The organism is Helicobacter pylori (assembly GCA_008032935.1).
GTDB lineage: Bacteria > Campylobacterota > Campylobacteria > Campylobacterales > Helicobacteraceae > Helicobacter > Helicobacter pylori_CX.
The window spans coordinates 1,176,356-1,192,591 of record CP032039.1 but is presented as its reverse complement, the minus strand read 5'-3'; the positions used below and the strand labels follow the sequence as shown (position 1 = coordinate 1,192,591).

Here is a 16,236-nt window from a genome sequence, read left to right as displayed (position 1 = left end):
ATTAAGATTTCCTGCTTTTAGCGATCCCTTTGACATACTGATCAGCCAAATACAAGCCATGGTTTTCATTACCAATCAACTCAATTTTATCCAAAATATCCTTGAAAAGCACTTCTTCTTCATGCTGTTCAGACACATACCATTGCAAGAAATTGAAAGTCGCATGATCTTTGCCTTTTATGGCGTGATCAACGATATTATTAATAGACTCGCTGATGTGTTGCTCATGTTCATAGGCCTTTTGGAAAATTTGAGTCAAACCTTCAAACTTATGCTCAGGGGCGCTGATGCTGGTCAATTGCACAGGCACATTGTTTTCATTCAAGAAAACGATAAGCTTTTTGGCATGCTCATATTCTTCAGCCGCATGGTCAAACAAGAAAAGCCCCGAGCCATCTAAGCTATGGGTATAGCACCAAGAACTCATGCTCATATACAAGTTGGAAGAGTTCATTTCCTTATTCACTTGTTCGTTTAGCAACTTAATGATGTCTTTTGATAACATAGTATCTCCTTTGTGTTGGTTTAAGTTGTCCCATAATTATAGCATAAATGATAATGAAAAAGTAAACAGGAGTATGAAAATTTTTAAAAATTTATAAAAATGAGAAAGAACGCCAGCTAATGGCTTGATAAAGCTTAGATTTTATCATAAAAATCTATTTAATGAGAATTAGGTCAAAAAAAGGGCTGGTATCAATAGGGGGGATTAAAAGGGATATTTTTATATAATATATAAAAAGCATTCTTCAATCTAAAAATGCTACAATGTTTATCTTTAAAATGAAAGGCAATTTAACCATGGACTTTTTAGAAAAGGTATTAGACAATCAAGTTACTGAAAGTAAAGAATTAGTGAAGCTTTATGATTATGATTTATACACGCTAGGGGAAGTAGCGGATTGCATGCGCCAGAACATGCACCAAAAAATCGTGTATTTTAATGTCAATAGGCATTTAAACCCTAGTAATATTTGCGCGGACGCTTGCAAATTTTGCGCTTTCTCAGCCCACAGAAAAAACCCTAACCCTTATGAAATGAGCTTAGAAGAAATATTAGAAAAGGTTAAAAACTCCTACAACAAGGGGATTAAAGAAGTCCATATTGTGAGCGCTCATAACCCTAATTACTCCTATGAGTGGTATTTAAAGGTGTTTGAAACCATCAAACAAGAAATGCCTAACTTACACCTAAAGGCCATGACCGCTGCAGAAGTGCATTTTTTAAGCGTTAAATTCAACAAACCTTTTGAAAGCGTGTTAGAAGACATGCTCAAAGCTGGGGTGGATTCCATGCCTGGTGGGGGGGCGGAGATTTTTGATGAAGAAATCAGGCGTAAAATCTGTAAGGGTAAGGTGGGATCTTCTCGGTGGTTAGAAATCCATGCTTATTGGCACAAATTAGGCAAAATGAGTAACGCTACCATGCTTTTTGGGCATATTGAAAATAAAATCCATCGCATCGATCACATGCTAAGAATCAAAAAAATTCAAAGCCCTAAAAATAAAGTAGAAAATAAAGAAGGGGGTTTTAACGCTTTTATCCCCTTGTTGTACCAAAAAGAAAACAATTATTTGAAAGTGGAAAAATCCCCTAGCGCGATAGAAATCTTAAAAACCATCGCCATATCCCGCATTCTTTTAAACAATATCCCCCACATTAAAGCTTATTGGGCGACTTTGGGCTTAAATTTGGCTTTAGTGGCTCAAGAATTTGGCGCTAACGATTTAGACGGCACGATAGAAATAGAGAGCATTCAAAGTGCGGCTGGCGCGAAGAGCCGGCATGGTTTAGAAAAAGAAGATTTGGTATTTAAAATCAAGGACGCTGGTTTTGTTGCGGTAGAAAGGGATAGTTTGTATAATTTTATACAGAAATTTTAATAATTTTTAGCGTTTTTAAGAATGATTAGTTATAATAATGCTACTAACAACACTCAAGCTAAAATCTATTAAGGAAATCAGTATTAAAAAATTTATTCTATCTTCTCTTGTTTTCGCATGCATGAATACCAGCGTTGAAGCTTTAGAAAATGACGGCTCTAAACCAAACGATTTGACTCCACCAAAAGAGGCCTCTCAAGAATCTCAAAGAAATGAAGCTCAAAAAGAAACCCCCCAATCCAATCAAACGCCTAAAGAAATGAAAGTCAAGTCCATTTCATATATTGGGCTTTCTTACATGTCTGACATGCTCGCTAATGAAATTGTAAAGATTCGTGTGGGCGATATTGTGGATTCTAAAAAAATAGACACCGCTGTTTTGGCTTTGTTCAATCAAGGGTATTTTAAAGACGTTTATGCCACTTTTGAAGGCGGCATATTAGAGTTTCATTTTGATGAAAAAGCCAGGATTGCCGGGGTAGAAATCAAGGGTTATGGGACTGAAAAGGAAAAAGACGGCTTAAAATCCCAAATGGGGATCAAAAAGGGCGACACCTTTGATGAGCAAAAATTAGAGCATGCTAAAACGGCTTTAAAAACAGCTTTAGAGGGGCAGGGCTATTATGGGAGCGTGGTGGAGGTACGCACAGAAAAGGTCAGTGAGGGCGCGTTATTAATTGTGTTTGATGTGAATAGGGGGGATAGTATTTATATCAAACAATCCATTTATGAGGGAAGCGCGAAATTAAAACGCCGCATGATTGAATCTTTGAGCGCGAACAAACAAAGAGATTTCATGGGCTGGATGTGGGGCTTGAATGACGGGAAATTGCGTTTAGATCAATTAGAATACGATTCTATGCGTATCCAAGATGTGTATATGCGTAGGGGTTATTTGGACGCTCATATTTCTTCGCCTTTTTTGAAAACGGATTTTTCTACCCATGACGCTAAGCTTCATTATAAAGTCAAAGAGGGGATCCAATACAGGATTTCAGACATTTTAATAGAGATTGACAACCCGGTAGTCCCTTTAAAAACCTTAGAAAAAGCGCTTAAAGTTAAAAGGAAAGATGTCTTTAATATTGAGCATTTAAGAGCGGATGCGCAAATTTTAAAAACCGAAATCGCCGACAAGGGTTATGCGTTTGCGGTGGTGAAGCCAGACTTGGATAAAGATGAAAAAAACGGGCTTGTGAAAGTCATTTATCGTATTGAAGTGGGCGATATGGTGTATATCAATGATGTCATCATTTCAGGGAACCAGCGCACGAGCGATAGGATCATCAGAAGGGAATTGTTACTAGGGCCTAAGGATAAATACAACTTGACCAAACTGAGAAATTCCGAAAATTCTTTAAGGCGTTTAGGGTTTTTCTCTAAAGTCAAAATTGAAGAAAAAAGGGTGAATAGCTCGCTTATGGATTTGTTAGTGAGCGTGGAAGAGGGGCGCACCGGGCAGTTGCAATTTGGGTTAGGCTATGGCTCTTATGGAGGGCTTATGCTTAATGGGAGCGTGAGCGAAAGGAATCTTTTTGGCACAGGGCAAAGCATGAGCTTGTATGCTAACATCGCTACAGGGGGGGTAGATCTTATCCGGGCATGCCAAAAGGAGCGGGGCGTATGTTTGCCGGGAATTTGAGCTTGACTAATCCAAGGATTTTTGACAGCTGGTATAGCTCTACGATCAATCTTTATGCGGATTACAGGATAAGCTACCAATACATCCAACAAGGCGGGGGCTTTGGGGTGAATATTGGGCGCATGCTGGGTAACAGAACCCATGTGAGCTTAGGGTATAACTTGAACGTTACCAAGCTCCTTGGTTTCAGCAGCCCTTTATACAACCGCTACTATTCCTCTGTTAATGAAGTGGTTTCTCCAAGGCAATGTTCTACCCCCGCATCAGTGATTATCAACCGCTTATCAGGCGGTAAAACCCCCTTACAACCTGAAAGCTGTTCTAGTCCTGGAGCGATCACCACTTCACCAGAAATAAAAGGTATTTGGGATAGGGATTACCACACGCCTATCACCAGCTCTTTCACTCTTGATGTGAGCTATGACAACACCGATGATTATTATTTCCCTAGAAATGGGGTTATCTTTAATTCCTATGCGACAATGTCTGGCTTGCCAAGCTCTGGCACGCTCAATTCTTGGAACGGGTTAGGCGGGAATGTCCGTAATACCAAAGTCTATGGTAAATTCGCCGCTTACCACCATTTGCAAAAATATTTATTGATAGATTTGATCGCTCGCTTTAAAACGCAAGGGGGTTATATCTTTAGGTATAACACCGATGATTACTTGCCCTTAAACTCCACTTTCTACATGGGGGGCGTGACCACGGTGAGAGGCTTTAGGAACGGCTCAGTTACGCCTAAAGATGAGTTTGGCTTGTGGCTTGGAGGCGATGGGATTTTTACCGCTTCTACTGAATTGAGCTATGGGGTGTTGAAAGCGGCTAAAATGCGCTTAGCGTGGTTTTTTGACTTTGGTTTCTTAACCTTTAAAACCCCAACTAGGGGGAGTTTCTTCTATAACGCTCCCTTCACGACAGCGAATTTTAAAGATTATGGCGTGATAGGGGCTGGGTTTGAAAGAGCGACTTGGAGGGCTTCTACAGGCTTACAGATTGAATGGATTTCGCCCATGGGGCCTTTGGTGTTGATTTTCCCTATAGCGTTTTTCAACCAATGGGGCGATGGCAATGGCAAAAAATGCAAAGGGCTATGCTTCAACCCTAACATGGACGATTACACGCAACACTTTGAATTTTCTATGGGAACAAGGTTTTAAAATGCGCATTAACAGAGAAGAAATTTTAGATCTAATGAAAAACGCGCCCTTGAAAGAATTAGGGCAAAAAGCTTTAGAAATCAAGCAGCGCTTGCACCCTGAAAACTTGACGACTTTTATTGTGGATAGGAATATCAATTACACCAATATTTGTTTTGTGGATTGCAAGTTTTGCGCGTTCAAACGCACCCTGAAAGAAAAAGACGCCTATGTGTTGAGCTATGAAGAAATTGATCAAAAGATTGAAGAATTACTGGCCATTGGCGGCACGCAGATCCTTTTTCAAGGGGGGGTGCACCCGCAGCTCAAAATAGACTATTATGAAAATTTAGTCAGCCATATCGCTCAAAAATTCCCCACCATTACCATTCATGGTTTTAGCGCGGTTGAAATTGATTACATTTCTAAAATCTCTAAATTGTCTTTAAAAGAAGTTTTAGAAAGGTTGAAAAACGCCGGTTTAAGCTCCATTCCAGGAGCGGGAGCAGAAATATTAAGCGATAGGGTGCGCGATGTGATCGCTCCTAAAAAATTGAGCAGTGATCGCTGGATTGAAGTGCATAGAATGGCCCATCTTTGCGGGATTAAAAGCACGGCTACCATGATGTTTGGGAGCGTGGATAATGAAGAAGATGTGGTGGAGCATTTACAAAGGGTGCGCGATTTGCAAGATGAAACCGGCGGCTTTAGGGCTTTTATTTTATGGAGTTTTCAGCCCAACAACACCCCATTAAAAGAAGAAATCCCTAGCATTAAAAAAGCGAGTTCCAATCGGTATTTACGCTATTTGGCATGCAGTAGGATTTTTTGGATAACATTCAAAACATACAAAGCTCATGGGTTACTCAAGGCTCTATGATAGGGCAGTTAGCTTTATTGTTTGGAGCGAATGATTTAGGGAGTGTGATGATGGAAGAAAATGTAGTGAAAGCGGCCGGAACGAGTTTTTGCATGAATGAAGCGGGAATGATAGAGCTTATTGAAGACATTGGGAGCGTGGCGGCTAAACGAAACACCGCCTATGAAATCTTAAAGCGTTATCCGGCTAAAGCAAAGGTATAAAGAGCATGAAAAAATTTTAATCATTTTATTATTAGGAGTTTTTATGGGGTTACAAGCGAGTGCTTTGACACACCAAGAAATCAATCAAGCTAAAGTCCCTGTGATTTATGAAGAAAACCATTTGTTGCCTATGGGGTTTATCCATTTAGCCTTTAGGGGGGGCGGGAGCTTAAGCGATAAAAACCAGTTGGGTTTGGCGAAATTATTCGCACAAGTTTTAAACGAAGGCACTAAAGAGCTTGGTGCGGTTGGGTTTGCGCAACTTTTAGAGCAAAAAGCGATCAGTTTGAATGTGGATACCAGCACAGAAGATTTGCAAATCACTTTAGAATTTTTAAAAGAATACGAAGATGAAGCCATAACGCGTTTAAAAGAGCTTTTAAAATCCCCTAACTTCACGCAAAACGCTTTAGAAAAAGTCAAAACCCAAATGTTGGCCGCGCTTTTACAAAAAGAAAGCGATTTTGATTATTTGGCTAAATTGACTTTAAAACAAGAACTTTTTGCTAACACCCCTTTAGCTAACGCAGCCTTAGGCACTAAAGAGAGCCTCCAAAAAATCAAGCTAGAGGATTTGAAACAGCAATTTGCTAAGGTCTTTGAACTCAATAAGCTCGTGGTGGTGCTTGGGGGCGATTTGAAAATCGATCAAACCATTAAGCGTTTAGATAACGCTCTTAATTTCTTGCCACAAGGTAAAGCGTATGAAGAGCCTTATTTTGAAACGAGCGATCAAAAGAGCGAAAAAATCCTCTATAAAGACACTGAACAGGCTTTCGTGTATTTTGGCGCGCCCTTTAAAATCAAGGATTTAAAACAGGATTTAGCGAAATCTAAAGTCATGATGTTTGTGCTTGGTGGGGGGTTTGGCTCTCGTTTGATGGAAAAAATCAGGGTTCAAGAGGGCTTGGCTTATAGCGTGTATATCCGCTCTAATTTTTCTAAAGTGGCGCATTTTGCGAGCGGGTATTTGCAAACCAAACTCAGCACTCAAGCTAAAAGCGTTGCCTTAGTTAAAAAAATCGTTAAGGAATTTATAGAAAAAGGCATGACGCAACAAGAATTAGACGACGCTAAAAAGTTTTTACTAGGCTCTGAGCCTTTAAGGAATGAAACGATCTCTAGCCGCTTGAACACCACTTACAATTATTTTTATTTAGGTTTGCCTTTAAATTTCAACCAAACACTCTTGGATCAAATCCAAAAAATGAGTTTGAAAGAAATCAATGATTTCATTAAAGCCCATACCGAAATCAACGACTTGACTTTTGCCATCGTGAGCAATAAAAAGAAGGACAAATGATGCCATTTGAAGCTGTAATCGGGCTAGAAGTCCATGTCCAACTCAACACCAAAACCAAAATCTTTTGCTCTTGCTCTACAAGCTTTGGAGAAACCCCCAATTCTAACACCTGCCCTGTGTGTTTGGGCTTACCGGGAGCTTTGCCGGTATTGAATAAAGAAGTGGTTAAAAAAGCCATCCAATTAGGCACAGCCATTGAAGCCAATATCAACCAGCATTCCCTTTTTGCGAGGAAAAATTATTTTTACCCTGATTTGCCTAAGGCTTATCAAATTTCGCAGTTTGAAGTCCCCATTGTGAGCGATGGGAAATTAGAGATTGACACCAAAGAGGGCGCAAAAATCGTGCGTATTGAAAGAGCCCACATGGAAGAAGACGCCGGTAAAAATATCCATGAGGGCAGCTATTCTTTGGTGGATTTGAACCGCGCTTGCACCCCTTTATTAGAAATTGTCAGTAAGCCGGACATGCGAAATAGTGAAGAAGCCATAGCGTATTTGAAAAAGCTCCATGCTATCGTGCGTTTTATAGGGATTTCTGATGCGAACATGCAAGAGGGGAATTTCAGGTGCGATGCGAACGTGTCCATTAGACCCAAAGGCGATGAAAAGCTTTACACGAGGGTGGAGATTAAAAATTTAAATAGCTTTAGATTCATTGCTAAAGCGATTGAATACGAAATAGAGCGCCAAAGCGCGGCGTGGGAAAGCGGGCGTTATAGTGAAGAGGTGGTTCAAGAAACGCGCCTTTTTGACACCGCCAAAGGGATCACCCTTTCTATGCGCAATAAAGAAGAGTCAGCGGATTACCGCTATTTTAAAGATCCGGATTTGTATCCTGTTTTTATTGATGAAAAGCTTTTAAAAGAATCTCAAAAGATCAATGAGTTGCCTGGCACGAAAAAAATCCGCTACATGAAAGATTTTAACCTTAAAGAAGACGATGCGAATTTATTGGTGAGCGATCCTTTATTGGCGGAGTATTTTGAAAGCATGCTCCATCTTGGGGTTAAGGCTAAAACGAGCGTAACATGGCTTTGCGTGGAATTATTAGGGCGCTTGAAGGCCGAAACCACTTTAGAAAATTGCGGGGTTAGCGCTCATGCGCTAGGCGCTTTAGCCAAACGCATTGATGAGGGCAAGATTTCGGGCAAGAGTGCTAAAGACGTGTTAGACAAGCTTTTAGAAGAGCATGGGGGCGATGTGGATGCGCTCATTGAACAAATGGGCCTATCTCAAGTCAATGACACAGAAGCGATTGTTAAAGTTATAGAAGAGGTACTTAAAAACAACGCTGACAAGGTGCTTGAATACAAAAGCGGTAAGGACAAGCTTTTTGGGTTTTTTGTAGGGCAAGCGATGAAAAATCTAAAAGGCGCTAATCCTAGCGTGGTGAATGCTATTTTGAAAGAGAAATTGGATTGATGAGGAAAATTTTTTCTTATGTTTTGAAGGCTCTGTTGTTTTTTGGGATCGTTTATGCAGAGCCTGAATCTAAAGTAGAAGCCTTAGAAGGGAAGAAACGAGAATCTTCTTTGGATAAAAAATCCGCCAAGAGTTAAAGAATAAAGAACTGAAAAATAAAGAAGAAAAGAAAAACACCGAAGAAAAGAAAGAAATAAAAGCCAAAAGAAAGCCCAGGGCAGAAGTCCATCATGGGGATTCCAAAAATCCCACTCAAAAAATAACGCCTCCTAAAATCAAAGAGAGCGCTAAAGGCATGCAAAATCAAGGCACGCAAAATCAAGGCGTTCAAAATAATGCACCAAAACTTGAAGAAAAAGAGACAACCTCTCAAACTCTTGAAAAAAATAAGGGGACAAGCCCTAGCTCTCAATTCAATTCCATTTTTGGTAATCCTAATAACGCTACCAACAACACCCTTGAAGATAAGGTCGTAGGGGGCATTTCATTGCTTGTTAATGGCTCGCCTATCACGCTGTATCAAATCCAAGAAGAGCAAAAAAAATCTAAAGTGAGCAAAGCTCAAGCCAGGGATCGTTTGATTGCGGAGCGCATTAAAAACCAAGAAATTGAACGCTTAAAAATCCATGTAGATGACGACAAATTAGACCAAGAAATGGCGATGATGGCGCAACAACAAGGCATGGATTTAGACCATTTCAAACAGATGCTTATGGCTGAGGGGCATTATAAACTCTATAGAGATCAGCTTAAGGAGCATTTAGAAATGCAAGAATTGTTGCGTAATATCTTACTCACCAATGTGGATACCAGCTCTGAAACCAAAATGCGCGAATATTACAACAAACACAAGGAGCAATTCAGTATCCCCACAGAAATAGAAACCGTGCGCTACACTTCCACCAATCAAGAAGATTTAGAAAGGGCTATGGCAGATCCTAATTTGGAAATTCCAGGGGTGAGTAAGGCTAATGAAAAAATAGAGATGAAAACCCTAAACCCTCAAATCGCCCAAGTCTTTATTTCGCATGAGCAAGGCTCTTTTACGCCCGTTATGAATGGGGGTGGGGGGCAGTTTATCACCTTTTATATCAAGGAAAAAAAAGGTAAAAACGAAGTGAGCTTCAGTCAAGCCAAGCAATTCATCGCCCAGAAATTAGTGGAAGAATCTAAAGATAAGATTTTAGAAGAGCATTTTGAAAAATTGCGCGTTAAGTCTAGGATTGTGATGATTAGAGAGTGATTTTTAGATTGTGCAACACTTCAATTTCCTCTATAAAGATTCTTTATTTTCTATTGCTTTATTCACTTTCATTATCGCTCTTGTCATTTTATTAGAACAGGCTAGAGCGTATTTCACCCAAAAGAGAAACAAAAAATTTTTGCAAAAATTCGCCCAAAATCAAAACGCCTATGCGAGCAGTGAGAATTTGGGCGAGCTTTTAAAGCATGCTAAAATTTCTAGTTTGATGTTTTTAGCCAGAGCGTATTCTAAAGCGGATGTGGAAATGAGCATTGAAATCTTAAAAGGGCTTTTGAATCGCTCCTTAAAAGATGAAGAAAAAATCGCTGTTTTAGATTTATTAGCTGAAAATTATTTTAGTGTGGGGTATTTGCAAAAAACAAAAGACACCGTGAAAGAAATTTTGCGCTTTTCCCCAAGGAATGTGGAAGCGTTGTTGAAACTTTTGCATGCGTATGAATTAGAAAAAGATTATTCAAAGGCTTTAGAGACTTTGGAATGTTTGGAAGAATTAGAAGTGGTTGAAATTGAAACGATTAAAAATTACCTTTATCTCATGCATTTAATAGAGAATAAGGAAGATGCGGCTAAAATCTTGCATGTTTCAAAAGCGTCGTTAGATTTGAAAAAAATCGCTCTAAATCACTTAAAATCGCATGATGAAAAGCTTTTTTGGCAAGAAATTGATGCAACTAAACGGCTAGAAAATGTGATCGATCTTTTATGGGATATGAATATCCCTGCTTTTATTTTAGAAAAACATGCCCTTTTGCAAGACATCGCGCGATCTCAAGGGCTGCTTTTGGACAACAAACCTTGCCAAGTTTTTGAATTAGAGGTTTTACGCGCTCTATTAAATAGCCCTATGAAAGCGAGTCTGACTTTTGAATACCGCTGCAAGCATTGCAAACAAATCTTTCCTTTTGAAAGCCATAGGTGTCCTGTGTGTTACCAGTTAGCGTTTATGGATGTGGTGCTTAAAATTTCTAAAGAAAGCTATGGGGGTGGATTGAATGCAAGAAATTGAAATTTTTTGCGATGGCTCTTCTTTAGGTAATCCCGGGCCAGGCGGTTATGCGGCGATTTTACGCTATAAAGATAAAGAAAAAACCATCAGTGGGGGCGAAAATTTCACCACGAATAACCGCATGGAATTAAGAGCGCTCAATGAAGCCTTAAAAATTTTGAAACGCCCATGCCATATCACGCTTTATAGCGATTCGCAATACGTGTGCCAAGCGATCAATGTGTGGCTGATTAACTGGCAAAAAAAGAATTTTGCTAAAGTTAAAAATGTGGATTTATGGAAAGAATTTTTAAAAGTCTCTAAAGGGCATTTGATTGTGGCGGTTTGGATCAAGGGGCATAATGGGCATGCCGAGAATGAGCGATGCGATAGCCTCGCTAAATTAGAGGCGCAAAAACGCACTAAAACGACCATTTAAAGGGAAAAATGATGAAAAACAAACGCTCTCAAAACAGCCCTTATGTAACGCCTAATAACCCTTATACAACGCTAGAAAAAGCTTTAGGGTATTCTTTTAAAGACAAGCGTTTATTGGAGCAAGCCTTAACGCATAAATCATGCAAGCTCGCTTTAAACAATGAACGCTTGGAATTTTTAGGCGATGCGGTGTTGGGTTTGGTGATAGGGGAGTTGCTATACCATAAATTCTATCAATATGATGAGGGGAAACTCTCTAAATTAAGGGCTTCTATTGTGAGCACGCATGGTTTTACGAAATTAGCGAAAGCGATTGCTTTACAAGATTATTTGCGCGTTTCTTCTTCTGAAGAAATTTCTAATGGGAGAGAAAAACCCTCTATTTTATCAAGCGCTTTTGAGGCTTTAATGGCCGGGGTGTATTTAGAAGCAGGGTTAGCTAAGGTGCGTAAGATCATACAGAATTTACTCAATCGCGCTTACAAGCGTTTGGATCTGGAGCATTTGTTTATGGACTATAAAACCGCCTTACAGGAATTAACCCAAGCGCAATTTTGCGTGATCCCCACTTACCAATTACTCAAAGAAAAAGGCCCCGATCACCATAAAGAATTTGAAATGGCTCTATACATTCAAGATAAAATGTATGCGACCGCTAAAGGCAAAAGCAAAAAAGAAGCCGAACAGCAATGCGCTTATTATGCGCTTCAAAAACTGAAGGAAGCCAAATGAACACTTTGGGGCGTTTTTTAAGGCTCACGACCTTTGGGGAATCGCATGGGGATATGATAGGGGGGTATTAGACGGCATGCCTAGCGGGATTAAAATAGACTATGAATTATTAGAAAATGAAATGAAGCGCCGCCAAGGGGGGAGGAACATTTTCATTACGCCACGAAAAGAAGACGATAAGGTGGAAATAACAAGCGGGGTTTTTGAAGGTTTTAGCACAGGGACGCCCATAGGGTTTTTAATCCACAACCAAAGGGCTAGGAGCAAGGATTATGATAACATTAAAAACCTTTTCAGGCCTAGCCATGCGGATTTCACTTATTTTCATAAATACGGCATTAGGGATTTTAGGGGTGGAGGGAGGAGCTCGGCTAGAGAGAGCGCTATAAGAGTGGCTGCTGGGGCGTTTGCTAAAATGCTTTTAAGAGAAATTGGTATTGTTTGTGAAAGCGGGATTATTAAAATTGGGGGCATTGAAGCCAAAAATTATGATTTTAATCACGCTTTAAAAAGCGAGATTTTTGCCCTAGACAAAGAACAAGAAGAAGCGCAAAAAACAGCCATTCAAAACGCTATCAAAAACCACGATAGCATCGGGGGCGTGGCTTTGATCAGGGCAAGGAGCGCAAAAACCAATCAAAAGCTCCCCATTGGCTTAGGTCAAGGGCTATACGCTAAATTAGACGCTAAAATCGCTGAAGCGATGATGGGGCTTAACGGGGTGAAAGCGGTTGAAATAGGCAAGGGGGTAGAAAGCTCTTTACTAAAAGGCTCAGAGTATAACGATTTAATGAGTCAAAAAGGGTTTTTGAGCAATCATAGTGGTGGGGTTTTAGGGGGCATGAGCAATGGGGAAGAAATTATTGTTAGAGTGCATTTCAAACCCACGCCAAGCATTTTCCAACCTCAACAAACCATAGACATTAACAATAACGAATGCGAATGCTTGTTAAAAGGCAGGCATGATCCTTGCATTGCGATTAGAGGGAGCGTGGTGTGCGAGAGTTTGCTTTCATTGGTGTTGGCCGATATGGTATTACTCAATTTGACTTCAAAAATAGAGTATTTAAAAACGATTTATAATGAGAATTAAACGAAATTGGATACAATCAGCTTAAAAAGGATATAAAGTGGAAAAATTACCTAAAAAACGAGTTTCTAAAACCAAATCACAAAAACTTATCCATAGCCTAACCACCCAAAAAAACAGAGCCTTTCTCAAAAAAATCAGTGCTAATGAAATGCTTTTAGAGTTAGAAAAAGGGGCGTTTAAAAAAAATGAAGCCTACTTTATTTCTGATGAAGAAGATAAAAATTACGTTTTGGTGCCAGATAACGTGATCTCTCTTTTGGCAGAAAACGCCAGAAAGGCTTTTGAAGCCAGGCTTAGGGCGGAATTAGAAAGGGATATTATCACCCAAGCGCCGATTGATTTTGAAGACGTGCGCGAAGTTTCTTTGCAATTATTGGAAAATTTACGCCAAAAAGACGGGAATTTGCCCAATATCAACACCTTAAACTTTGTCAAACAAATCAAAAAAGAACACCCTAATTTATTTTTTAATTTTGACAACATATTCAAACAGCCCCTTTTAATGAGAATAATTTTGAAAATTTTGACAATAGCGATGAGGAAAATTTTTAATGCAAACCATTGATTTTGAAAAATTTTCGCAATATTCCAAGCCCGGCCCACGATACACCAGCTACCCCACAGCGGTGGAGTTTAAAGAAAATTTTAATGAAGAGAGCTTGAAAACGGCGTTTTTTAACCATGACAACCTCAAAAACCCCATGCCCTTATCGCTTTATACGCATTTGCCCTTTTGCAGGAGTGCGTGTTATTTTTGCGCATGTTCAGTCATTTACACCAGTTTAGAAGAGAAAAAAGTCCGCTATATCAGCTACCTTAAAAAAGAACTCGCCCTTTTAAAAAATGCCATGGACACTAACAGAGAAGTGGCGCAATTCCACTATGGAGGCGGCACGCCGACCTTTTTTTCGCCCATTCAATTAGATGAGATCACGCAAAGCATTCAAGAAGTTTTCCCTAATTTCAGTCAAGATATTGAAATGAGTTGCGAGATTGATCCTAGGCATTTCACTAAAGAACACATGCAAACCTTGTTTGATAGGGGGTTTAACCGCTTGAGTTTTGGGGTTCAGGATTTTGATTTTGAAGTCCAAAAAGCCATTCATAGGATCCAGCCTTTTGAAATGGTTCAAGAATCCGTAAAACTCGCTAGAGATTACGGCATCAAATCCATTAATTTTGATTTGATTTATGGCTTGCCCAATCAGACTAAAGAGGGTTTTTTAAAAACTTTGGAATGGGTTTTGAAATTGGATCCGGACCGATTAGCGGTGTTCAATTACGCGCATGTGCCTTGGGTGAAAAAAACGATGCGTAAAATTGATGAAACCCTATTGCCAAGCCCTAGAGACAAACTAGAGATTTTAGAATCTCTTATCAGTTTTTTAGAAAAAGCCAATTACCAAATGATAGGCATGGATCATTTCGCTAAAAGCGATAATGAATTGTATCTGGCCCTTCAAAAAGCGGAATTACGCCGTAATTTTCAAGGCTATACCACTAAGAAATTCACTCAAACCATTGGCATTGGCGTTACGAGTATTGGCGAAGGGGGCGATTATTACACGCAAAATTATAAAGACTTGCACCACTATGAAAAAGCCCTTGATTTGGGGCATTTACCGGTAGAAAGGGGTGTAGCGCTCAGCCAAGAAGATGTGTTAAGAAAAGAAGTGATCATGCAAATGATGAGCAATTTAAAATTGGATTACTCTAAGATTGAGGAAAAATTTTCTATTGATTTTAAAGCGCATTTTAAAAAAGAATTAGAAAAATTAAAGCCTTATGAAGAAGCGGGCCTGCTTTCATTCAATTCTAAAGGCTTTGAGATGACAAGAACAGGGGGCATGCTCGTAAGAAACATGGCCATGGAGTTTGACGCGTATTTGCGTGGGGGCGAAAAACATTTCAGTAAAACGCTATGAATGAAAATATCTTTGAAGAAGTAGGGGACGCTTGCGTTAAATGCGCTAAATGCGTGCCAGGTTGCACGATATATCGCATTCATAAAGACGAGGCGACTTCGCCTAGGGGCTTTTTAGATTTGATGCGCCTAAACGCTCAAAACAAGCTCCAATTAGATACGAATTTAAAGCACCTTTTAGAAACTTGTTTTTTATGCACCGCTTGCGTGGAAATTTGCCCTTTTCATTTGCCCATAGACACTTTAATAGAAAAAGCCAGAGAAAAAATCGCTCAAAAGCATGGCATCGCTTGGTATAAAAAATCCTATTTTTCCCTTTTAAAAAACCGCAAAAAAATGGATAGGGTGTTTTCGGTGGCGCATTTTTTAGCCCCTTGTATCTTCAAGCAAGTGGGGGATAGTTTAGAGCCTAGGGCGGTGTTTAAAGGCTTATTCAAACGCTTTAAAAAAAGCGCACTGCCTCCTTTAAATCAAAAAAGTTTTTTACAAAAGCATGCAGAGGTTAAGCCTTTAGAAAACCCCATTCAAAAAGTGGCCATTTTTATAGGGTGCTTGAGCAATTACCATTACCAGCAAGTGGGGGAAAGCTTGTTGTATATTTTAGAAAAACTCAACATTCAAGCGATCATCCCTAAGCAAGAATGCTGCTCAGCACCGGCGTATTTTACCGGCGATAAAGACACCACGCTTTTTTTAGTGAAAAAAAACATAGAATGGTTTGAAAGCTATTTAGATGAAGTGGATGCAATCATTGTGCCTGAAGCCACATGCGCTAGCATGCTCATCAACGATTATTACAAGGTGTTTTTAGGCGAAAAAGATAGGGATTTGTATTTGAAGCGCTTGGAAAAAATCACGCCTAAAATCTATCTGGCGAGCGTGTTTTTAGAGAAACACACCCCTTTAAAACATCTTTTAGAAAAAATCCCTAAGGGAAAAAAAGAGACTATCACCTATCATAACCCTTGCCATGCCAAAAAAACCCTAAACGCTCATAAAGAAGTGCGCAACTTGCTCAATTTGCATTATGAAATTAAAGAAATGCCGGATAATTGTTGCGGTTTTGGGGGGATTACGATGCAAACAGAAAAGGCGGGATTTTCTTTAAAAGTAGGGCTTCTTAGGGCTAAGGAAATCATGGACACTAAAGCTGAAATTTTAAGCGCTGAATGCGGGGCATGCCACATGCAATTAAACAACGCCTTAAAGTCTTTAGACGACCCTAACACCCCGCAATTTTCGCACCCTTTAGAACTCATCGCTAAAGCTTTAAAAAGCGCTGAATAAAAAGCCTTTTTAACCCCACTTTCTAACATCTTTTTATA

9 protein-coding genes and 5 pseudogenes are annotated in these 16,236 nt (G+C 39.6%); 13 read left to right on the top strand and 1 reads right to left on the bottom strand.

Going from position 1 to position 16,236, the window contains the following annotated elements; translation table 11 throughout:
* Window position 1 precedes the first annotated feature (1 nt).
* The gene (locus D2C78_05940) at window positions 2-505 is read right to left on the bottom strand and encodes a non-heme ferritin (GenBank protein QEF35445.1); all 504 of its coding nucleotides are present in this window, start codon (window positions 503-505) and stop codon (window positions 2-4) included.
* A gap of 296 nt (window positions 506-801) precedes the next feature.
* Between D2C78_05940 and mqnE the strand changes: the two genes are divergently transcribed.
* The 13 genes and pseudogenes from mqnE to D2C78_05875 all read left to right on the top strand — a co-directional run bounded on the left by mqnE (window position 802) and on the right by D2C78_05875 (window position 16,198).
* Window positions 802-1,884 (top strand): aminofutalosine synthase MqnE, encoded by a 1,083-nt coding sequence (gene mqnE / locus D2C78_05935; GenBank protein ID QEF35827.1) that lies wholly within the window; start codon window positions 802-804, stop codon window positions 1,882-1,884.
* 82 nt (window positions 1,885-1,966) lie between these two features.
* Window positions 1,967-4,686: pseudogene (gene bamA, locus D2C78_05930) on the top strand (outer membrane protein assembly factor BamA).
* Window positions 4,598-5,748 (top strand): annotated as a pseudogene (locus D2C78_05925) (dehypoxanthine futalosine cyclase). Before bamA ends, D2C78_05925 begins: the two co-directional pseudogenes overlap by 89 nt.
* 43 nt (window positions 5,749-5,791) lie before the next feature.
* Window positions 5,792-7,051: an insulinase family protein gene (locus tag D2C78_05920; GenBank protein QEF35444.1), complete on the top strand. Its 1,260-nt coding sequence runs from the start codon at window positions 5,792-5,794 to the stop codon at window positions 7,049-7,051.
* Window positions 7,048-8,475: an Asp-tRNA(Asn)/Glu-tRNA(Gln) amidotransferase subunit GatB gene (gatB, locus tag D2C78_05915; GenBank protein ID QEF35443.1), complete on the top strand. Its 1,428-nt coding sequence runs from the start codon at window positions 7,048-7,050 to the stop codon at window positions 8,473-8,475. Before D2C78_05920 ends, gatB begins: the two co-directional genes overlap by 4 nt.
* A pseudogene (locus tag D2C78_05910) lies at window positions 8,475-9,718 on the top strand (SurA protein). Before gatB ends, D2C78_05910 begins: the two are co-directional and overlap by 1 nt.
* A gap of 10 nt (window positions 9,719-9,728) precedes the next feature.
* Complete coding sequence (locus D2C78_05905) at window positions 9,729-10,745, top strand: hypothetical protein (protein QEF35442.1); 1,017 nt, start codon at window positions 9,729-9,731, stop codon at window positions 10,743-10,745.
* On the top strand, window positions 10,732-11,163 hold the full coding sequence (locus D2C78_05900; protein ID QEF35441.1) for a ribonuclease HI: 432 nt from the start codon (window positions 10,732-10,734) through the stop codon (window positions 11,161-11,163). Before D2C78_05905 ends, D2C78_05900 begins: the two co-directional genes overlap by 14 nt.
* An 8-nt stretch (window positions 11,164-11,171) precedes the next feature.
* Window positions 11,172-11,894: a ribonuclease III gene (locus tag D2C78_05895; GenBank protein QEF35440.1), complete on the top strand. Its 723-nt coding sequence runs from the start codon at window positions 11,172-11,174 to the stop codon at window positions 11,892-11,894.
* Window positions 11,891-12,987, top strand: a pseudogene (locus D2C78_05890) (chorismate synthase). Before D2C78_05895 ends, D2C78_05890 begins: the two are co-directional and overlap by 4 nt.
* Before the next feature lie 37 nt (window positions 12,988-13,024).
* Window positions 13,025-13,539 (top strand): annotated as a pseudogene (locus tag D2C78_05885) (DUF2603 domain-containing protein).
* Window positions 13,539-14,912: an oxygen-independent coproporphyrinogen III oxidase gene (hemN, locus tag D2C78_05880; protein QEF35439.1), complete on the top strand. Its 1,374-nt coding sequence runs from the start codon at window positions 13,539-13,541 to the stop codon at window positions 14,910-14,912. Before D2C78_05885 ends, hemN begins: the two are co-directional and overlap by 1 nt.
* The gene (locus D2C78_05875; GenBank protein ID QEF35438.1) at window positions 14,909-16,198 is read left to right on the top strand and encodes a (Fe-S)-binding protein; all 1,290 of its coding nucleotides are present in this window, start codon (window positions 14,909-14,911) and stop codon (window positions 16,196-16,198) included. Before hemN ends, D2C78_05875 begins: the two co-directional genes overlap by 4 nt.
* The last annotated feature ends 38 nt before the right edge of the window (window positions 16,199-16,236 follow it).